This window comes from Entomomonas sp. E7T21, from assembly GCF_058693955.1.
This window is the reverse complement of the sequence record NZ_CP191672.1, coordinates 750,911-772,021: the sequence shown is the minus strand read 5'-3', so window position 1 is coordinate 772,021 and position 21,111 is coordinate 750,911. Positions and strand designations below refer to the sequence as shown.

The 21,111-nt window shown below is 36.2% G+C and carries 22 protein-coding genes and 1 tRNA gene; 10 read left to right on the top strand and 13 right to left on the bottom strand.

Going from position 1 to position 21,111, the window contains the following annotated elements; genetic code table 11:
- Window positions 1-113: 113 nt before the first annotated feature.
- Both ACQVD9_RS03730 and ACQVD9_RS03725 read right to left on the bottom strand, forming a co-directional pair.
- On the bottom strand, window positions 114-509 hold the full coding sequence (locus tag ACQVD9_RS03730; RefSeq protein ID WP_319804747.1) for a YgiW/YdeI family stress tolerance OB fold protein: 396 nt from the start codon (window positions 507-509) through the stop codon (window positions 114-116).
- A 187-nt stretch (window positions 510-696) separates the two neighbouring features.
- Window positions 697-1,719 (bottom strand): quinone-dependent dihydroorotate dehydrogenase, encoded by a 1,023-nt coding sequence (locus ACQVD9_RS03725; RefSeq protein ID WP_264747529.1) that lies wholly within the window; start codon window positions 1,717-1,719, stop codon window positions 697-699.
- A 98-nt stretch (window positions 1,720-1,817) separates the two neighbouring features.
- On the opposite strand from ACQVD9_RS03725, the gene ACQVD9_RS03720 reads away from it, so the two are divergent.
- Entirely contained in the window at window positions 1,818-2,564 is a 747-nt protein-coding gene (locus ACQVD9_RS03720; RefSeq protein ID WP_264747528.1) for a methyltransferase domain-containing protein, read from the top strand.
- A gap of 3 nt (window positions 2,565-2,567) precedes the next feature.
- Window positions 2,568-3,383 (top strand): TatD family hydrolase, encoded by an 816-nt coding sequence (locus tag ACQVD9_RS03715; RefSeq protein ID WP_264747527.1) that lies wholly within the window; start codon window positions 2,568-2,570, stop codon window positions 3,381-3,383.
- Window positions 3,384-3,418: 35 nt separating this feature from the next.
- Here ACQVD9_RS03715 and ACQVD9_RS03710 read toward each other — a convergent pair whose 3' ends face one another.
- From ACQVD9_RS03710 to ACQVD9_RS03690, 5 genes are all read right to left on the bottom strand, one after another.
- Window positions 3,419-3,712: a hypothetical protein gene (locus tag ACQVD9_RS03710; protein ID WP_264747526.1), complete on the bottom strand. Its 294-nt coding sequence runs from the start codon at window positions 3,710-3,712 to the stop codon at window positions 3,419-3,421.
- A 13-nt stretch (window positions 3,713-3,725) separates the two neighbouring features.
- Entirely contained in the window at window positions 3,726-4,436 is a 711-nt protein-coding gene (locus ACQVD9_RS03705; RefSeq protein WP_264747525.1) for a hypothetical protein, read from the bottom strand.
- A 93-nt stretch (window positions 4,437-4,529) separates the two neighbouring features.
- Window positions 4,530-4,865 carry a hypothetical protein gene (locus ACQVD9_RS03700; protein WP_264747524.1) on the bottom strand — a complete coding sequence of 112 codons (336 nt, stop codon included), beginning with the start codon at window positions 4,863-4,865 and terminating at the stop codon, window positions 4,530-4,532.
- Between the two features lie 13 nt (window positions 4,866-4,878).
- A complete protein-coding gene (locus tag ACQVD9_RS03695) occupies window positions 4,879-5,421 on the bottom strand; it encodes a hypothetical protein (protein ID WP_264747523.1) in 543 nt (180 codons plus the stop codon).
- 151 nt (window positions 5,422-5,572) lie between these two features.
- Window positions 5,573-6,316 (bottom strand): hypothetical protein, encoded by a 744-nt coding sequence (locus tag ACQVD9_RS03690; RefSeq protein WP_264747522.1) that lies wholly within the window; start codon window positions 6,314-6,316, stop codon window positions 5,573-5,575.
- A 319-nt stretch (window positions 6,317-6,635) separates the two neighbouring features.
- Between ACQVD9_RS03690 and ACQVD9_RS03685 the strand changes: the two genes are divergently transcribed.
- The 5 genes from ACQVD9_RS03685 (at window position 6,636) to ACQVD9_RS03665 (ending at window position 11,325) form a co-directional block, all read left to right on the top strand.
- Window positions 6,636-7,046 carry an acyl-CoA thioesterase gene (locus ACQVD9_RS03685; protein WP_264747521.1) on the top strand — a complete coding sequence of 137 codons (411 nt, stop codon included), beginning with the start codon at window positions 6,636-6,638 and terminating at the stop codon, window positions 7,044-7,046.
- 107 nt (window positions 7,047-7,153) lie between these two features.
- On the top strand, window positions 7,154-8,086 hold the full coding sequence (gene hemC, locus ACQVD9_RS03680; RefSeq protein ID WP_264747520.1) for a hydroxymethylbilane synthase: 933 nt from the start codon (window positions 7,154-7,156) through the stop codon (window positions 8,084-8,086).
- Between the two features lie 2 nt (window positions 8,087-8,088).
- A complete protein-coding gene (locus ACQVD9_RS03675) occupies window positions 8,089-8,853 on the top strand; it encodes a uroporphyrinogen-III synthase (RefSeq protein WP_264747519.1) in 765 nt (254 codons plus the stop codon).
- Between the two features lie 49 nt (window positions 8,854-8,902).
- The gene (locus ACQVD9_RS03670; protein ID WP_264747518.1) at window positions 8,903-10,099 is read left to right on the top strand and encodes a uroporphyrinogen-III C-methyltransferase; all 1,197 of its coding nucleotides are present in this window, start codon (window positions 8,903-8,905) and stop codon (window positions 10,097-10,099) included.
- Window positions 10,096-11,325 (top strand): heme biosynthesis HemY N-terminal domain-containing protein, encoded by a 1,230-nt coding sequence (locus ACQVD9_RS03665; RefSeq protein ID WP_264747517.1) that lies wholly within the window; start codon window positions 10,096-10,098, stop codon window positions 11,323-11,325. The genes ACQVD9_RS03670 and ACQVD9_RS03665 overlap by 4 nt, the downstream gene beginning before the upstream one ends.
- A 60-nt stretch (window positions 11,326-11,385) precedes the next feature.
- Here the strand turns inward: ACQVD9_RS03665 and cls are convergent, their stop codons facing one another.
- The 4 genes from cls to ACQVD9_RS03645 all read right to left on the bottom strand — a co-directional run bounded on the left by cls (window position 11,386) and on the right by ACQVD9_RS03645 (window position 15,916).
- Entirely contained in the window at window positions 11,386-12,831 is a 1,446-nt protein-coding gene (gene cls / locus ACQVD9_RS03660; RefSeq protein WP_264747516.1) for a cardiolipin synthase, read from the bottom strand.
- Between the two features lie 147 nt (window positions 12,832-12,978).
- Complete coding sequence (locus ACQVD9_RS03655) at window positions 12,979-13,473, bottom strand: pilin (protein WP_264747515.1); 495 nt, start codon at window positions 13,471-13,473, stop codon at window positions 12,979-12,981.
- Window positions 13,470-15,461, bottom strand: a complete 1,992-nt coding sequence (locus ACQVD9_RS03650; protein WP_264747514.1) for a polysaccharide biosynthesis protein — start codon at window positions 15,459-15,461, stop codon at window positions 13,470-13,472. Before ACQVD9_RS03650 ends, ACQVD9_RS03655 begins: the two co-directional genes overlap by 4 nt.
- 47 nt (window positions 15,462-15,508) lie before the next feature.
- Window positions 15,509-15,916, bottom strand: a complete 408-nt coding sequence (locus ACQVD9_RS03645; RefSeq protein ID WP_264747513.1) for a hypothetical protein — start codon at window positions 15,914-15,916, stop codon at window positions 15,509-15,511.
- 139 nt (window positions 15,917-16,055) lie between these two features.
- Between ACQVD9_RS03645 and ACQVD9_RS03640 the strand changes: the two genes are divergently transcribed.
- Complete coding sequence (locus ACQVD9_RS03640) at window positions 16,056-17,264, top strand: MFS transporter (RefSeq protein ID WP_264747512.1); 1,209 nt, start codon at window positions 16,056-16,058, stop codon at window positions 17,262-17,264.
- A 70-nt stretch (window positions 17,265-17,334) separates the two neighbouring features.
- On the top strand, window positions 17,335-18,528 hold the full coding sequence (locus ACQVD9_RS03635) for an MFS transporter (RefSeq protein WP_264747511.1): 1,194 nt from the start codon (window positions 17,335-17,337) through the stop codon (window positions 18,526-18,528).
- Here ACQVD9_RS03635 and ACQVD9_RS03630 read toward each other — a convergent pair.
- Together ACQVD9_RS03630 and ACQVD9_RS03625 are read right to left on the bottom strand one after the other, a co-directional pair.
- The gene (locus ACQVD9_RS03630; protein ID WP_264747510.1) at window positions 18,525-18,920 is read right to left on the bottom strand and encodes a PA2817 family protein; all 396 of its coding nucleotides are present in this window, start codon (window positions 18,918-18,920) and stop codon (window positions 18,525-18,527) included. The genes ACQVD9_RS03635 and ACQVD9_RS03630 overlap by 4 nt on opposite strands.
- 53 nt (window positions 18,921-18,973) lie before the next feature.
- Window positions 18,974-19,050, bottom strand: a tRNA-Val gene (locus ACQVD9_RS03625).
- 168 nt (window positions 19,051-19,218) lie between these two features.
- Here ACQVD9_RS03625 and tfpB point away from each other — a divergent pair.
- Window positions 19,219-20,991: a type IV pilus assembly ATPase TfpB gene (gene tfpB, locus ACQVD9_RS03620; RefSeq protein ID WP_264747509.1), complete on the top strand. Its 1,773-nt coding sequence runs from the start codon at window positions 19,219-19,221 to the stop codon at window positions 20,989-20,991.
- Window positions 20,992-21,111 lie beyond the last annotated feature (120 nt).

Below are 21,111 nucleotides of genomic sequence, written 5' to 3'. Positions count from 1 at the left end.
ATTGATAATTGTTAGGTAGGTTTAATGTTTATCATTAACCTACCTTTTTTATTAGCAAAAAAATAGGGCAACTAATTTTAGTTAGTTACCCTACTTTCTAAACACTATTAATACTATTTAACTTTACGAATAGTATCTACGTCTATCTCAACAGAATTCCAATCTTTATCTACTTCACCATAAATTTCAACAAGATCATTTGGACCAACTGTTACACCTCTCCAATCATCATCATCGATCTCAATAGTAATTTCACCTGTTTTATCTTTAAAGGTATACTTTTCTTTGCCAAGATGTTTAACAATATTACCTTGTAAAGTCACTTTAGTGTCATCACGCATTTCTTTAACTTGTGCAACGGTTTTCACTGAACCTGTAGCTTTAGGCCCTGTATAACCACCTTTCTGACTAGCGCCAGATGGTCCAGTAAACCCACCTTGCTCTGCTAATGCTACTGTACTGCCTAACGTTAATAATGCTGTTGCTATTACTAATGCTTTTTTCATCATAAACACTCCCATCGATTTATTCACAATCTTCAATATAAAACCTTATATTGTATTAAGATACATTAGTTAGATAAAAAAGAAGTGAAAATTTTGTTATTTTCATCAATAGACTTGTATCAGGATATTAATCGTTCTCATTCCTATTTTAAGCATATGCCTGCCTAACAATGCCTGCAACTTATAAACATTAGCCTTTAGTTAGAATCCCAGCCCCTTTAATGGCATTCACTGACTCATATATCAACTCATTACCACGATAAATAAAACCTGTATAAACCTGTACAAGGCTAGCACCTGCTTGCAACTTCTGTACAGCATGAGCACCTGTGGTAATACCACCTGCTGCAATAATAGGGAGTTTTCCTTGTAAAGCCTCCGATAGCAACTTCACTGTTTTGGTACTTGCTTCTAATAAAGGGGCACCTGAAAGCCCACCTGCTTCATTACCATATGGCAGATGTTTTACTGCCTCTCGAGCAATAGTTGTATTAGTAGCAATAACAGCATCCATCCCTGCTTCTACTAAAGAGTTTGCTACCAACACCGTTTCTTCTTCTGTCATATCAGGTGCTATTTTTATCGCTAAAGGCACATAGCGATTATGCTGTTGCTGTAATGCTTGTTGACGAGTTTTTAATTGCTCTAATAATCTTTTTAAACTATCCCCAAACTGTAAAGTACGAAGTCCTGGAGTATTAGGTGAGCTTAAATTAACGGTAATATAATCGGCATAAGGATAGACCTTTTCTAAACAAATAAGATAGTCTTTATCTGCTTCATCAACAGGTGTATCAAAGTTCTTGCCAATATTAATACCCACTATTCCTTTATATTTCTTTGCCTTAACATTAGCTATTAAATGATCAACGCCCTGATTATTAAACCCCATACGATTAATAATTGCTTCTGCTTCTACTAAACGAAATATCCTTGGTTTTGGATTACCTGGTTGTGGTCGTGGGGTAACTGTCCCTACCTCAATGAAACCAAACCCTTGAGAGGCTAACCCATCAATTGCCTCACCATTTTTATCAAGCCCTGCCGCTAAACCCACAGGATTAGTAAAATTAAGCCCCATGACATTAACAGGTAAATGCGGTGCACTATCAATACACCCTAGTTTACCTCGTAATTTTAAACCTTGAATAGCTACATTATGAGCAGTTTCTGGATCAAGTGAGAACATAAATGGGCGAATCAACTTATACATGATAGCTCGCAGAAATAAGGAGAAATAATAGTTTATTATTATAGCAAGTTCCATCTAAAATACCCCATTAAAATCTATTGACTTGAATTAAATCAAATATGTCTGATCGTTACTTTGATGAATTAGCTAGCCATTTTGCTAAGAAAATTTATGGTGGAACCAAAGGTGCTATACGCTTAGCTGTACTACAAGCTGACTTACACTCTATTTTGCCTAATACCCCTATTAGAATATTAGATATTGGTGCAGGACTTGGCCATATATCACTTTGGTTAGCTGAACAAGGACATCATGTGACTGTGACAGAACCCTCGTCAGTAATGCTCGAAGGGGCAAAAGAACAATTTAGACAGGCTGGACTAACTGCAGAATTTATTGAACAACCTTGGCAACAGTTAGACTTTGCAGAACCTTTTGACTTAGTAATATGTCACGCTGTACTTGAGTGGCTAGCTGATCCCTTAAGTATTCTTAATACCCTAAAGCAACTAACCCATAAAAATGGTTGGTTATCATTAGCCTTTTATAATAAAGATGCTTTAATTTATCGGAACTTATTAAAAAGAAACTTCCGAAAAATTAAAAAACAACATTTTGCTGGTGAGAAACAGAGCCTAACACCACAACACCCTATCGATCCAACATTACTTAATGAAGCAATGAGTATAGATTGGCAAATTGCTAAAAAAAGTGGTATTCGTGTGTTTTCTGATTATATGCCTTTAGAGTTCAAAAAAATGGCTGATCTACCAAGCCTTATTGAAATGGAACTAGAATATCGTAATCATCCTATCTTTTCTGGATTAGGATGTTATTTACACTGGTTATGCCAAATAAAAGAGTAAACTATGAATCAACCTTATCTGATTGATATTGGTATTAATTTAACCAATAAAAGTTTTAAAAAAGATCTCCCCCAAGTATTAGAGCGTGCCTATCAAGCAGACGTGCTACAAATGGTTATTACAGGCACAAGTGAACAAGAAAGCGAACAAGCTCTTCAGCTTTGTCAAGAATATGATAAAACCGCCACACAACTATTTAGTACAGCAGGTATTCATCCTCACCATGCAAAAGATTGGCACAGCGAAACACTAACCACATTAAAACAACTATTAACAGAACCTACAGTGAAAGCAGTTGGTGAATGTGGTTTAGATTTTAATCGTGATTTTAGCCCTCGCCCTATTCAAGAACGTGTTTTTGAAGAGCAATTAACATTAGCTATTGAGTTAGGTAAACCTGTTTTTATGCATGAACGTGATGCTGATGATCGTTTTACTGCCATACTCAAGCAATATAGAGATCAGTTACCAGCAGCGGTTATTCATTGTTTTACGGGTGACAAAAAAGCACTTTATCAATACCTAGATATGGATTTACATATTGGTATTACTGGTTGGATTTGCGATGAACGTCGTGGTGAACATTTACAACATTTGGTTAAAGATATTCCAACAGGTCGTTTAATGATTGAAACAGATGGTCCCTATTTACTACCACGGACATTAAAAACTAAACCACAAGATCGCCGTAATGAGCCTGCTTTTTTACCTGAAGTATTAAATACTGTCGCTCATTGCCGCCAAGAAACCTTACAAGAAACAGCTACTCACACAACAACTTGTGCCCAAGTTTTCTTTAAATTACCCACTATAAATTAAAAAGGAATAGCATTTAACTATTCCTTTTTAAACATTTATCTCTTTGAAATCTGCCTTAACCTTTCAGCAATCATATTAAGCTCTTTTTGCTGTCTAGCACTTAATCCTGATTGCTTTTGTAACTCTCCATAACGTGCTTTAAGTTCTTCCTCTGTCATTTCATCAATTGGCTTTTTCAATATAGGACTATCATCAGGCGCAATTTGATAATTAGGAACAACATTGACTATATGTGTTTCCTTATAAGGATTTCCTTTTTCATCACTAGAACACGCAACTAAGGCACCTCCCCCAAAAAGACACAAAATCACTGCTAACACTTTCTGCATAACAACCTCTAACTTATTTATCTAATCGAAACTTATTTGTCTGTGCAGGAAAAGCTTTAGGTTTAGCATCCTTAGCCATTTTTGGCGTTGCTAGTTCAAATAATGCAAAGCCTATCACACCAATATTAGCTGCGGATCCTTGATTAGCTCCTGAAAGATAAGGGCTATCTTTTTCATGGAAAACAAAGGGTTTGTATTCATCCCTAGTTTGACGAAAGCCTCTAACTGTAATGGTATTACCTGGAAACAGAATATAACCTGCATTGTTATAATGTGCTTCATGACCAGTGATACTGTCTACACCATCCGTTGTTGCCAATACCTCATAGCCTGTATTACTTATATTTTCAAAGTAAAGGGTATAACTTTGCCCCTTAATACCTTTAATATAATAATTTCCCCCTGACTGAATCACAGGTATCTTTTTACCATATCTATCAAAGATGGTTACACTAATTCGACCTTGTGCAAAAGCAGGGTTATCAACCACTGTACCCTCTGGTGGAGTAGCTGAATAATAAATCTCACCCATCGCTGTTGGTTGTGATGGTGAAACCCTTACCACATCCATATACTCTTCTTTTGCTTCAACACCATCCCCCCAAACAGGGCCTGTTTGCTCAAGCTCTGGCAAATCAGTAGCAGGTTGCTTATTACTAGAACATCCTGCAATAACTAATAAATTTAACAAAAGGGTTGTTAGCAGTAAGGTAGAACGTTTCATATATGATATTCCTTATGGATACATCGAATCTCTATTATAATACTATTTTTTTAATAGATTTTTTATCATTAGCATAAAAGTTAACATAAGCAATTAATAACCAAAAGCTGCCCTATGTACATCTGACTCTCGCTCTATTCCTTTTTGTCGAACACATGTCGCATAATAAAGCTGTTTATCTGACGCCGCTCGCTTAACAATATCTTTAACATAAACCAAGGCCGAGCCTGTAACTGACTTCATAGCACTAACAGGATTCGGACTTTTAGGCACGTAACGAAATAATGTACTACATTCCCCACTAGCCTCTAACACTTCAGCCACTGCCTTTAATACTTCATCATTAATCGGCCAATTTGCAGCTTTAGGCCCATACCAAGCAACAAGTATTTTTTTAATATCTTGCTCAGTCTCGTGATCTAATACCATTAGCAAACTCCTTTTATTTGTTTACAGTGGAAACAATTTGACCAACCTCGTCCAATGTATAACCTCTAAACTGGAGCGAATACAAATAACCCTTTTGCTCTATAGGGATCAAATACACATTAACACGATCACTTTTAACAAGGTGCATAAACGCCCTAAAATTATCATTATTAAGTTTGATCTCTGTTACTGGATTATTACAATTGACTGTATCCGTTTTTCTGTATTGCTCAATAATAGTTGAGTCATTACCTATGGGGATCGCACCAAATAACTTAAGGTAAAAATCATCAATTTTTAAACCATCATAAAGATGATCCCAATAACGAAAAGTTAATAACTTTTTATTAGTAAAGAAAAACACAGGCGAATCATTGACTCCAACACGGACAGGCTGTTCAACTTTCATATCTATGCCTGTAAAGGTCGTCACTGGAAAGGTGGCTGAAGCCATTGGTTGATATTCTTTTAAGGTGGGCTTTATTTGACAATCATTAGCCAACACATTGGTCGCCATAAAAAACACAGTAGCCAATATATAAAAAAGTTTTTGCATGTGTTACTTGCTCCCTGTCCTATTTAACTTAGTAAGTATTTAACAATAAAAGCGGAATTAAAACAAAAAATCCGCCTTTATTGTTAAACGTTATTACTTGGCAAGTAGCTCAATATAATCTCAACAGGCATTTATTTCTATTTATTCTATATTACTGAGACTTCCAAGCAATTAATGCACCTGCTTGACCAAAAAGGGTATTAATCTCAGTTAAATTCTCTTCTGGAACACTCCAAATAAAAGACTGCCCCTCATTAACTGGCATTAATTCACCCAAAGCAGGGTTACTAACAATTAAATTGCCTAAACTTTGACCTTGAATATTAATATTTAAATGGTTGTGATTAAGTACATTATGAGGATAGACCATTCTTAACATATTATCTTTATACCTAGCAGGCCCATTAAATAAACCGGGGGTCTCATCACGCCAAACAAAATGCTTTTCATAAACAGGCATAGGAACTACCCCTTCATCAAGCACATACTCATAAGCATCTACTACATTATCTTGCACATAAACAATACCATAAGCAGCATTAACTATCTCTGCACTAGCTTTTATAAACTCTTGTAGTTTATCTTTAGGTATATCAGCAGCATACTGCATATCAATATGATAGAAACCACCATATTGATCTGTTACATGCCCGAATGAAGCGGCCCACGGCAAGCTATTACCATCCTTATGATAAAGTCTAAAATCTTGCACCTCACCGCTTGCAATTAACTGTGCTAAATCAGATACCGTTACATTACTGTATCCTGCATGATCAGACCGATAAGCTGCATCTGTTACGGGAAGACCTACTACTTGAAAAAATAATTGTGCTAGTGTGTAAGCTTCTTGAGCGGATAAATTATCTGTATTATATAACGCTATTCCGATGCACATAAGAACTCCTTAAGATGTTCACTAACTAGTAATGAACGCTAAAATATAAAAATAAAATACCAATTCCTACTATGACAATAAAATCATATAAAAACCATGAGAATAATCAATAACCCTAGTAACTTTTAGCCAAATATTGATACTAAGTGTTTTATATAACAAATTAAAATACTTTACAGTTGATTATTATATTAAATAACTATATAACTTTACTTAGTTTAAATGGGCTTTAGTAAAGAAGATGATATTATTACACATTGGCTTTGGCCAATTAATAACTTACAGTGGCAGTCAATAATAAATAAAGGGGACAAATAAGATGAATAAACAAGAAACAGATTACCTGTTACCCCAAGGTGATATTGCATTGCAAATCACTGCTCTTCCTTATAATACCAATGGCTTTGGTGATATTTATGGGGGCTGGCTTGTTTCACAAATGGATATTGCTGGAACATCTGTTGCGGCTAAAATTGCTAAAGGCCGAGTAGCTACTGTTGCTATTGACCAAATGTCCTTTTTAGTACCTGTTGCAGTAGGCTCACAACTTTCATTTTATACTGAAACTCTGTCAGTAGGACGTAGCTCTATTCAAATTCGTGTAGAAGCATGGAGCGAGGGATTAATCACAGATGATTGGCGTAAAGTAACAGAAGCTGTTTTTGTATTCGTTGCTATTGATAGCAGTGGTAGAACAAGGGCACTACCTGAACAAAATACACTTGCTTGATAATGTAATACCTTTATTCTAGCTATTAAATCAGTTAAAGTGAGTGCTTTTATAATTATAGAAACTATAATTGTATTATTTGCTTAGTTGACTGGATTTATAATCATATGCCTAGAACAATTCGTATTGCCACGCGTAAAAGTGCCCTTGCACTTTGGCAAGCTGAATATGTTAAGACTCGTTTAGAAGCCTTCCATCCTAATATTAATGTAGAACTTGTACCAATGGTTAGTAAAGGTGACAAGTTATTGGATTCACCTTTAGCCAAAATAGGTGGTAAAGGACTCTTTGTAAAAGAGCTTGAAACAGCTTTATTAGAAAACGAAGCTGATATAGCTGTTCATTCGATGAAAGACGTTCCAATGGATTTCCCAGAGGGATTAGGCCTATATTGTATTTGTGAACGAGAAGATCCTCGTGATGCCTTTGTATCCAATCATTTTAACTCCATAGATGAATTACCAAAAGGCGCTATTGTTGGTACTTCAAGTTTAAGACGGCAAGCACAACTACTGACTTACAGACCTGATTTAACAATCCATTTCTTACGAGGTAATGTTAATACTCGTTTAGCTAAGTTAGATGCTAACGAATATGATGGTATTATTTTGGCTGCTGCTGGTTTAATACGCCTTGAACTAGCCAATAGAATTCGTTCTTATATTCCTGTAGAAATGAGTTTACCTGCTGTTGGGCAAGGTGCTGTAGGCATTGAGGCACGAACTACTGATACTGAGCTACATGAATTATTAAAACCACTTCACCACCAACAAACAGCCCTTTGTGTCACTACCGAGCGAGCCATGAACAAACATTTAAATGGTGGCTGCCAAGTTCCGATTGCTGGATACGCATTACTGAATAACGATCAACTCTATTTAAGAGGGCTTGTAGCCCAACCTGATGGTCAAAAAGTTTTAACCGCTGAGTTTTCAGCACCAATTAGTCAAGCAGTACAACTAGGTATAAAAACTGCTGAAACATTGCTCAGTTTAGGAGCAAATGATATTTTAAAAGCTATTTATGGTGAGGAACAATAGCCATGAATAGCTGGCGTTTATTATTAACGCGCTCAGCACCTGATTGCCAACTACAAGCTGATCATCTAGCAGAGTTAGGTATTATCTCTGAATGTTTACCTTTATTAGAAATAATACCTTTACCTGAAACCGCTACACAACGTAGCCAGTTACTCGACTTTGATCGATATACAACGCTTATTGTTATTAGTAAACCCGCTGCTAAACTAATTCTTGAACGATTAGATTATTACTGGCCACAACTGCCTATTCAACAAACATGGTTTACGGTTGGTAAAGCGACTGCTGAAATATTGCTGGAGGCTAACCTTAATGTACATTACCCTACCTTAGGCGATGATAGTGAAGCATTATGGCAACTAGCTGATTTTCAAGAAAGTTTAGCAAATCCGCAATGTCGTGTATTAATCATAAAAGGTCAAGAAGGTCGTCAATGGCTCACTGAAAAACTACAGTTAAGTGGCATTGCTACAGAAACAATGGAACTTTACCATCGCCAAGCACCTAATTATACAGAAGAATTCTTGTGGCAGCAGTTAAGTCATAAGAATATCAATGCTATTGTAATCAGTAGTGGTCAAGCACTACATAATTTACATCAACTAGTAACAGAAAATTGGCAGAAACTTGTGCAAATGCCTGTCTTTGTTCCAAGTCAGCGCGTTGCAGAACAAGCGACAAACTTGGGTATTCGCCAAATTATTAATTGTAATGGTGCTAGTATAGATGCATTAATAGCTGCATTAAAAAACCACCAAGCACCATAATTGTTATAAAATACTTCTACTTGATACTGAATAATTGAAGGATAAACCAGTGAACAAGCAAACAGACCCACAACAAAATGAATCCGTTGAAGCTAATGATCCTAAAGCAAAGGCGACCAGTAAGCCATCTGAGTCACCCAAAGCAGCTTCAACCAAAAACAAAACGCAAAATGCAACTTCTCTTAAAGCTGATAGTTCAATGATTGCTGGCTTAGCATTAGTTATTGCAATTATAGGTTGTGGCGGTGCTGGTTTTACCTATTGGCAAATCAAAAATCAAAATAATCTACTCACAGAGCAGAATACTAACCTAACAGCTAAGTTAGCAGAGCAACAGCAAAAAGTTGATCAAGCACTCCAGCAATTTACTGAAAACACTAAACAACAAGAAGCGTCATTAAGAAATCAACTGACAGATACGCAAAGCAAATTGAAGGATTTAGATGCAGAAACCACCAAGGTTAAAGCATCACAACAGAATGTAATTACTCAAATTGCAAAAGTAAATGCTGACTCTAGCCAAACGTGGATGTTGTTTGAAGCTAAACAAATACTAAAACAAGCCTTCTTTAGATTAAGAGCATCAGATATTAATGGTGCTAGCAAACTGTTAGAAGACCTTAATGAAACCATTAAGTTACGTGGCGATCTTAGCCAAGCGGCCAGTAAAGTTAATCAAGCCATTGAAACAGCGCTTCTAAAACTACAGCAAGCAGAGCAAGTTGATCGCGCTAACCTTTACTCTCAATTAGCTGCAATCCAAACTCAAATCTCTGAATTAAAAGTTAAACAACCCGTTTTCCAAAAACAAAATGCTTCCCAAGAAAAACCAGCTAATCGTTGGGAAGCGCTAGCAGGAAAATTATCTAATTATGTTCGTGTAGATTTTAATGCCAACAGCAAAGTATTACCTATACTTACTTCACAAGGTTTTGGACAATTAAAAATGACCTTAAACCTCGCCATTGAAAAGGCACAGTGGGCAGCACTTAATGGTGAAAGTGAAATCTACAAGAGTGAGCTTACCCGTGTTGCAGATTTGTTAGAACAATATTTTGATGTTGATACTACAGCGGTATCAGCCCTCATTAATAAAATTGAACAATTAAAAAACAAAACGATTATTACTGAAGTACCTGACATCACAGATACCTTACAGTTTGTAAACAATTATCTAGATGAACAAATTTCCTTAAATGCACCTAAAAAAGCAGTCTCTCAATCAACAGGAGGCAATAATCAATGAATCGCCTCATGGTTAAACTAGTTATAGTTGTTCTTTGTACACTTGTACTAGGTGTGGCTATTTCTATCGATGCAGGTTATGTATTTATCAAATTTAGCCGCTTTGAATATGAGTCAAGCCTTTGGGTAACCTTTGCTCTGATTGGTTTTATTATTTTCATTATTTGGTTACTCTTCACTCTTACAGGCATATTATTTGAAGTATTCGGTAAAATTAATCCATTCTCTAGTGAAAGAAAACAAAAACTTGGTGAAATAGGTATGCGCGAGTTAGCAGAAGGTAATTGGTCTGCTGCATTAAAACACCTAAAAGCCGCTACCAAAGGTCGTCAAAAATCACTTACTCATTATCTAGGTGCTGCTCAAGCAGCTAATGAGTTAGGTGACTATGAGAAAAGTAACTCATTTATTGAAGCCGCTTGTGATTACGCACCTAAAGCTAAAGTAGCGATTGGTTTAACTTTTGGTCGCTTATTAATAGCTCGTCAAGATTATGATAAGGCATTAGCTGTAGCCAATGAACTTTATGAAGATAAACCTAACCATCCATTAGTTATTAAACTTGTTTATGATATTTATTTACAACAAGAAAACTGGCTGGCTATTAATAGATTATTGCCTGCTTTAGCTAAACATAAGTTATTGCCTGAAAATACCCTCGCGAAACTTGAACAGTACGTATGGGGTTCATTACTGAAAGAATCTTTTACTAATAATAAAGAACAGCCTGTGATCGCTGCTGAACAATTGAAAAAAGCATGGGATAGTCTACCTAATAATGCCAGAGATGACCTGCATATTTTAGAAACCTATATCCAATTACTTTGTTCATTGGGTAATCAACACGAAGCAGAAAAACTTTTACAAAAAAGTATTGATAAAGACTATCGCTCTGAGTTGGTTTATTTATATGGTCAAATCAAAGGTAATGATACAGGTAAGCAAATTAGTAGCGCAGAGCGTTGGTTAAATACGCATAGTGATGATGCTATTTTATTTTTAACCCTTGGTAAACTTTGTCAACGTGCTCAGTTGTGGGGTAAAGCTCAAGAATATTTTGAGAAAAGTTTACAGCTCAAACGTTCTCCAGAAGCTTGTCTTGAATTAGCAGGCTATTTAGCTCAACGTGGTGAAACACAAAAAAGTAACCAGCTTTTCCAAGAAAGCTTACAGCAAATTCACCGTTCTTTGTATTTACCATCAGCCGCCAAAAACAAACTAGACTAGTAGCTTAAACCAGTAGTAACACCAAGTTACTACTGGTTTCTTAAATTATATAATGGTTGTTTATAATACAGGCGATAGTAGTCTTGCTATACCTAGACCAAAACGATAAAAGAAAGAATATTTATTGCTATCAGCTAAACTCTTTTCTGTCGAAACAGCAAAGTCATTGACTAGCATCTCTTCTACTTTCTGAGTAAACCTTTCACTAATCGTAAGCACCATAATTTCAAAGTTTAAACGGAAAGAACGGTTATCAAGATTAGCACTACCAATAGCTGTTATATCATCATCAATTAAAACTACTTTTTGGTGAGTAAAGCCTTCTGTGTAATTAAAGACCCTAACCCCCATTTTTACCGCTTCCATTGCATACAACACTGAAGCTAAATAAACAAATAAGTGATCTTTACGAGAAGGTAACAAAATTCTTACATCTACTCCACGCAACACAGCTAGTTGTAAAGCACTCCACACGGCCTCATCTGGCACAAAGTAAGGACTGGTAATCCAAATACGCTTTTTAGCTGCATTTAATGCTTCAACAAAAAATAATGAGCAGGTTTCTTGCTCATCCGCAGGGCCACTAGGTAATGACTGACAAGCAACACCATCTGTAGGAAATTGTGTTTGGAATAATAACTCTGGCAATGTACCACTTGCCCAGAACCAATCTTCTGCAAACGTCTCTTGCAAACAAGTAACAATTGGGCCTTGTAATACAATATGGGTATCACGCCAAGGCGCTAGAGGTGGTTTTTTACCTAGGTATTCTATGCCTACATTATGACCACCAACAAAGCCAATCTCACCATCAATAATGGTTATTTTACGATGACAACGAAAGTTCCATTGGAATCGATTAAAAAAGCTAGTACGTGTTGAAAAAGAGCCAACATAAACCCCTGCTTTTTTCAACGTGGCAATATACTGTCCAGGTAATCGTATACTACCTACCCGATCATATAGGAAGTAAACTTTTACCCCCCTATTAGCACAATCTATAAGTTCTTTTTGTAACTCTTTGCCTAATGCATCATCATTTACAATAAAAAACTCCATCAACACCACTTTCTTGGCATGTCGTAACGCGGCAAAAATTGTATCAAAGGTTTGTTGACCATTAACCAGTAAATCAATTTTATTATTAGCTAATAACGGCATTCCTGTTAACTTATAGAATGCACGCACACTTTCATAACGTTGATCTGGGCTACCTGTTATTACCTCTTTTATCCAATTACGCCAATCTATTTTTTGGGTGACTTGGTGCATTTCATTGTCCACTTGCCGACGAGCCTTAATATAAGCACCAAATTTATTACGGCCAAAAATAAGATACGGTATTAGCGTTAAAACTGGCATAAACACTAAAGACACAGCCCACGCCACAGCTCCCTGCGAAGTACGCACAGTAAACAACGCATGCATTGCAGCTAAAATACCGCACAATTCTATGGTAATAAAAAGAGCGCTAAGCCAATAAAAATGCTCGGCCTGAATAATCATTCGTTCTCTAAATCCTCAATAATTTTATGAATAGCTTTTAATATACGGGGTATTCTACAAGAATGTAATAGGCTTAATAGCTAACAGAAAGAAATAACAAATAATAAAAGTATTACTTACTATTTCTCAGTGAATATAATTAATGAACTATTGTTGGCAGGAGGCTGGCAAATACTTGCTATTCACCTCACTATAACATTCCCACATAAGAACAGTATCTAATGGTGTCATAATCAAGGTTAAGGTTTTACCTGCCAACTCTGGATTCACATCTTTTGTTTTCATAGTAGCAGTAATAGTACAGTGATTACTCTCTTCTTTAACCACTACTTGCTCTACATACTTACCTGAAAGTACTGAGGGTTTAGCAATTCCACCAGTATTTGAACCCGTATTATCTGGGCAACGGCCTTCAGTAACAAAATACTCTGCCACAGCAGCTTTCTGACCACTGGCTAGAGACAAGGCTTCTGACATTTGAGCATTAGCTCTATAGTCTGTACTTCCAAAAGCCATATTTACTACATTGCCAAATACAAAGCCTGCTAGACTAACTTTTGGTTTTTGAAAAACTTCTATATCATCAGCCTGTACTATTACTGGCATTATTAATAAGGAAATCGCTACTAAATACTTTTTCATATATTCTCGATATTACTATTATTAGGTTGTAAATAATTCCAATCCACCATCATCATTTCTGTATGATAACCTGCAACAGTTTTAGATAATAGGCTTTGTAGATATTCATAATCACTATTTTCGAGCTGCTCTAAAATAGCTTTTAGAATTTTTTTCATCTCATCCCAAACGAGATATTCCTCATTCGCTCGCATAATCATGGGATGCTCAGTACCTATTACATTTTCACCAATAAGCAACTCTTCATATAACTTTTCACCGGGTCTTAGTCCCGTAAAGACTATACTAATATCACCTTGTGGATTATCTTCTGTAATAACAGAAAGCCCTGATAGATTTACCATTTTTTCTGCTAAATCAGCAATTTTAATGGGACTGCCCATATCCAATACAAAAACGTCCCCACCCTCTCCCATAGAGCCCGCTTGAATAACTAATTGAGCAGCCTCTGGTATCGTCATAAAATAGCGTGTTACTTCAGGGTGCGTTACTGTAATAGGTCCACCCTCTTCTATTTGTTTACGAAATAGTGGAATAACTGAACCAGATGATCCCAACACATTGCCAAAACGAACCATGGTAAAACAAGTTTGCTGTACTACAGGCTCCCTACCCATACCAAATAATACAGGGTTAAATTCATGGCTTAATGCTTGTAATACCATTTCAGCTAAACGTTTAGTAGCCCCCATAACATTAGTTGGTCTTACTGCCTTATCAGTAGAAATAAGTACAAAGTTGCTTACTTTTGCCAAAATAGCAGCCTGTGCTACATTGAGGGTACCTATCACATTATTTAAGATACCTTCTGCAATATTATGCTCTACCATTGGTACATGCTTATAAGCTGCCGCATGATAAATCGTATCAATTTGCCAGCTTGTCATCACTTTATTCAGTAATTCTATATTACGAATAGAACCTAAAATGGGCACAAGATTAATAGGTAATTGTTTTTGTTCTATATAATTAGTTAACTCTAAATGAATGCTGTAGAGGTTAAATTCACTGTGCTCAAATAATAATAAATCTTTAACCCCAACTGTCACAATCTGACGGCATAATTCCGCACCAATAGAACCACCTGCTCCTGTCACTAAAACGGTTTTATTCTTAATGCAGTGTTCAAATAATTTCTCATCAGGAGGAACCGTATCACGGCCGAGTACATCAACAATATCTATTTCCTGAATATCATCAACTTTTACACGGCCACTGGCCAAATCCATAATACCTGGAATAGAACGTATTCGAACAGGATAGTTCTCCAATAACGAGATTATCTCTCTACGACGCGCTCTACTAGCAGAAGGCACCGCTAACAATATTTCCTCTGCACCAGTTTTTATTATCATTTGTTCAATTTGCTCAGGTGCATAGACCTTTAAGCCCGCTATGCTACGCCCCTTAAGATGGCTATCATCATCAATAAAAGCCACAGGATACATATCCTTACTCATCCGTATGCTTTTGATTAACTGATTACCTGCAACGCCTGCACCATAAATAGCGACATTAGTCGCTTTTTTATCATAGCGTTTAGTAAAAGGAATATGCCAATCACGCACTAAATAGTGGCGCACAACTAATCTAAAGCCCACTAATAATACAATGCTTAACCACCAAAAGATAAATACAATAGAGCGAGGTACTAGAAAATCAGGTTGATACCAATAAATGCCTAATGCCAGTAATAAAGAAGACAATGACATGGCCTTAAAAATAGCCATAATTGCTTCATTATCAAAATAACGATTAACTGTTTTATGTAATCTAAAATAAATAAGGAAAGGGAGTGCAAAACAAGGCGCAGCTATAAATAATTCAAAATACTCACCAAAAGGATTGATTATCTCATCAATACCCAGCCTTACTATAAAAGCCAACCATAAAGCGAACCAGACAATAAAGACATCTGCCACCACCTGCAACATCCGCTTGGCTGATGTAGGTAATGTTAATAGTTTAGCTTTAAATGTTTTTTCCATGTTCGTTACAACACCTAACTTCGGCTATTAAGATATCCTTAAAGCGTTTATAGCTCTCCAGACAAAGGATTATCCCTTATTGGCTCTAGTTCAAAAAAATCTTTAACAGGCTTATTTATTAATACCTTTAATAAAATAAAAATAATAAAACCAAATACTATAAATAAGCTACTTATTATGCCACCAAAGCGCCATATAAATACAATAGATAGCAAAAAATAAGGAATAACAAAGAAAAAAAGTAACTTTGCCAATTTTGCCGCTCTAGTCAAATATCGCGCTAAGAGCCTGCGTTCTTTATTCGGCAAAGCCAATGATGTCTGACAATGTATACATACTACTGAGTGATAAGGATTTAATAACCCTTTAATTTCATACCAAGTTAATTTAAAACGTACTTGGCAAGTTGGGCAAACAAACTCAAAATTATCACACAAAGAAATTGATTCTTTCATTGTTATTAAATAACCTATTTTGAACTATCAGCTGATTATTAGTCTAAGTTTTTGTCTTAAAAATCAAAATTTGATTAACTAATACTATTATTAGGTTTATTCTATAATGCCTTACTAAATAAATACTATGTAACTGGTCATGGTTGATATAAATAATACGCCCTCCTATATAGAAAAAAACTCTGCTGAATTTATTAAAGTATCTTTCGCACTCTTTTTAGGTGGTTTTTCTACGTTTGCGCTGTTGTATTGTGTACAACCCATGATGCCAATCTTCTCTGAATATTTTTCAGTCACTGCTGCGCAAAGTAGTTTATTAATTTCCACTTCTACCTCCATGTTAGCGTTTGGCTTACTGATTACTGGTCCAATATCAGACGCTGTTGGCCGAAAAAATGTAATGATTATTGCCTTACTAATGTCAGCTACTTTTACCTTTATTAGTGCTGCTGTTTCCCATTGGCAATTATTGCTTATTTGTCGTGCTTTAATTGGTCTGTCACTTAGCGGTGTAGCAGCGGTAGCCATGACTTATCTTAATGAAGAAATAGCTCCACAGCATTTAGGCGTTGCAATGGGCCTGTATATTGCTGGTAATGCTATTGGTGGCATGGCTGGTCGTTTATTAAGTGGCGTATTAATCGACTTTATCTCATGGCATATGGTACTCACCATTATGGGATTACTAACTTTAATCTGTGCTTTTTTACTTTGGAAATTGTTGCCTGCATCCAAGCATTTCGAAGCGACACCTATTAAGCTTAACAAACTATTTAATGGCTATATCCATCATTTAACTCAACCTCGTATGCCTTGGTTATTTTTACAAGGTTTCTTATTAATGGGGGCGTTTATTACCCTGTTTAATTATATTGCTTATCGTTTACTGGCTGCACCTTACTTACTAAGCCAAACTTGGATTGGATTATTATCCATCGTTTATCTAGCAGGTATTTTTAGCTCTACTCATTTTGGTTCATTGGCAGATCGCTTTGGACATGCAAAAGTATTATGGATTGCTATACTTGTTATGCTTAGTGGTGCATTAATCACGCTATTTACCCCTATTAGTATAGTTTTTATAGGAATGATTATTTTCACTTTTGGTTTTTTTGGTGCCCATTCTGTTACCAGCAGTTGGATTGGTCGTAGTGCTACTAGAGCAAGAGGCCAAGCCTCTTCACTGTATCTTTTTAGCTACTATATGGGTTCAAGTATTATGGGAACCTGTGGTGGCTATTTTTGGCAATCAAGTCAATGGAATGGGGTTATTGCCTATATTAGTAGCTTATTAATTATTGGTGTAATCGTTGCACTATACCTTAAGAAACAAAATTTAACCCAATAAAACTATTTTACATTAAACATTAATTACCCTTATTATTATCCTTTCAACCTATTAAAATAAAAACGGTACAATGAATAATAATTATATTAAGAAAGGCTCTAAAGCTTTCTGGCAAGTTTCGCTTACCTTATTTCTAGGTGGCTTTACAACCTTTGCGTTGTTATATGGCATTCAACCAATGATGCCATTATTCTCTCAAGACTTTGATATTACTGCTGCTGAAAGTAGTTTGGCATTATCTGTTGCGGCGACCACTTTAGCCTTCGGCTTATTACTAACAGGCCCACTATCCGATGCATATGGTCGCAAAGGCATTATGGTGATTGCTTTGCTAGCCACTGCTTTTTTTACTATTGTCAGTGCCATAACACCTAACTGGACAATGCTATTAATTAGTCGTGCCTTAGTAGGTTTATCATTAAGTGGCCTTGTGGCTATAGGCATGACTTACTTAAGTGAAGAAATATCACCTAATAACTTAGGTGTAGCTATTGGTATTTATATAGCAGGCAATGCATTAGGAGGTATGTGTGGCCGTATGATAACAGGCTTTGTGATTGACTATATTCATTGGCAAGTTATTTTAGGTGTAATGGGTGCACAAGTTTTGCTAGCGGCTGGTTGTTTTTGGTATTTCCTACCTAAATCAAAACATTTTCATCATACCCCTTTAAAACTTAATAATTTATTTCATGGTTATATCCATCACCTTACCACCCCTAAATTGTCTTGGTTATTTTTATTAGGTTTTTTATTAATGGGCGGTTTTGTTACTTTACTGAACTATATTACCTACTACCTATTAGACCCACCTTACTTACTAAGCCAAGCTATTATTGGGTTATTTTCTTTTGTTTACTTAGCAGGGATGTTTAGCTCTACTCAATTTGGTTTATTAGCGGATCAACAAGGACAAAGTAAGGTACTGTGGATCACTATTAGCATTATGCTGTTAGGTATTCTAATCACATTAATACAGCATTCTATAATGATCTTTCTAGGAATGTTAGTACTCACCTTTGGTTTTTTTGGTGCCCACTCTTTGATTAGTAGCTGGATTGGTCGTTTAGCCCAACAAGCAAAGGGACAAGCATCCTCCCTTTACCTATTTTGCTATTACATGGGTTCGAGCATACTAGGTACTGCTGGAGGATTAGCTTGGACAAGTTATAATTGGCAAGGTGTAGTTGCTTTTATTAGTGGCTTATTGATTATTAGCCTAGCCATTGCATTATGGCTTAAAAAATCTGCTATAAATTATTAAGGCTTTCTTTCTAATAGCTGTTGCTTAGTTTGTAACCAATTAAATGGTTCACCATTACTTTCTGCTTGATACTGTAAATCTTCCAACTGTTGGAATAAATCTATTTCTTCATCAGGCATAAAGTGCAAACAATCACCACCCAAAAACCATAATAGTTCTCTTGGAATTAAATGAGCAATTTGTGGGTAACGGAAAAATATTTGGCTAATGATTTCTTGCCCTAGATACTGACTATCCTCAGCATTATCTTGCAGGAGTTGCATTAATTCATCAAACCGCTCAATAAATAAAGCATGCTCATCTGCAGAAACCTGTTCTGTTTCTGTTAGCGCCACTAATATTTGCCTAACATGCGCTAATTGTTCTAAGGTAATAGTAATAGATTGGGACATTATAATACTTCCTAAAAACTAAAAAGCCCGCAACAAGGCGGGCTTTAGTTAATTGGTAGGCATAATTGGACTCGAACCAACGACCCCCACCATGTCAAGGTGATGCTCTAACCAGCTGAGCTATATGCCTATATAGGGTTGTGAATTTTAACCTGAACCATCAAACTGTCAAGTGTTTTTAATGTCTAATTAACATTCGTAATATAATTTTGTTATTAAAATTAGTTCTAAAACAAGTTTTATTAACAAATATTCGCTATGATATAACTTAATCCAGTAAACAGATCGATTATTTAATATGGCTATTAACACTCCTACTCCAGATCGGATTCTGACTCTAAACGATCTATTAAATGAACTTCTTACACAAGAACGTATTACTAAACGTGCAAAAGACCTCTGTTATATGACACAGGCAGATACGCCTTTGGCTATACAAAGCCCATTGGAAGTGATTGCTAATCAAAAAATAGATGACTTAAGTCGTCCTGGTAAAAAGCTGGATATTGAAACCCTATCCATCTGGTTAGCAGATTATGTAAAACAGCCTTATCGCCGTATTGACCCCTTAAAAGTAGATGTAAATTCTGTTACATCAGTTATGTCATATGCCTTTGCTAAACGTAATCAAATTTTAGCCGTTGAGTCTACTCCCGAAAAAGTTGTCATTGCCAGTGTGCAACCACTGGTTAAAGCATGGGAGCAAAATTTACAACATGTATTAAAACGCCCTATTGAACGAATTGTTATTAATCCTGCAGATATTCAACGACTAACCAATGAGTTTTATAATCTAAGTAGCTCTGTTACTGAAGCATCAGGTGAAAATCTTGCTGGCAATATCTCAAATAGCAGTTTTGAGCAACTAGTAAGTCTTACCAGTAACGTAGATGATCCCAATGCTGATGACTCGCATATTATTAAAATTGTAGACTGGCTATTCCAATACGCTTTCCAACAACGTGCCAGTGATATTCATGTAGAACCACGCCGTGAATTTTCTGTGGTAAGGCTTAGAATTGATGGTGTCCTGCACAATGTATACCAATTCCCTCCACTAGTGGGTACTGCTGTAGTTAATCGTCTAAAAACATTAGGTCGGATGAATATTGCAGAACGTCGCAAACCGCAAGATGGCCGTATTAAAACTGTATCACCTTTAGGTGATGAAATCGAATTACGTCTCTCTACATTGCCTACTGCATTTGGTGAGAAGATGGTAATGCGGATTTTTGACCCTAATGTATTACTAAGAGGTTTTGCTGAATTAGGTTTCTCTAATGAAGACTTAAAACGCTGGAACCATATGACAGCTCAACCAAATGGTATTATTTTAGTAACTGGGCCGACAGGTTCTGGTAAAACCACTACTCTTTACACAACTTTAAAACAATTAGCCACACCTGAAGTAAATGTGTGTACCATTGAAGACCCTATTGAAATGATTGAAGACTCATTCAATCAAATGCAAGTGCAGCATAATATTGATTTAGACTTCGCTAGCGGTATTCGAGCATTAATGCGGCAAGACCCTGATATTATCATGGTGGGTGAGATTCGTGACCTTGAAACGGCAGAAATGGCTATTCAAGCTGCATTAACAGGTCACTTGGTATTATCTACTGTACATACCAATGATGCACCTAGTACGATTACTCGTTTACTTGATTTAGGTGTTCCTTACTATCTTATTAAAAGTACCATTTTAGGCATTATGGCACAACGTTTAGTAAGAACGCTTTGTCCTCATTGCAAAGAGCCTGTAGAAATCGACCAAAGTGTTTGGAATGAGCTTACTAAACCTTGGAAATCTCCCGTACCTAATCAAACTATGCGCCCTGTTGGTTGCCCTGAATGCCGTGAAACTGGATTTAGAGGACGTCTTGGTCTGTATGAAGTCATGTTATTTACTGACGAAATTAAAAAGCTTATAAAACCTGAAACGAATATTGATGATGTGCGCCTTCAAGCTTACAAAGATGGTATGCATAGCTTGAGATTATCAGGTGCGCAAAAAGTGGGGAAAGGCTTAACCACCATTGATGAAATTTTAAGAGTGACTCCTCATTAATCACAGCAAAGAACTTATTCTGGTTTTTGATGACAAAGGTATGATTGTTTAATAGAAATTTTCGTTACAAAATAATCTCTATTCTTAAAAGCTTATATCTAAAAAACAACCAAAGGGTTA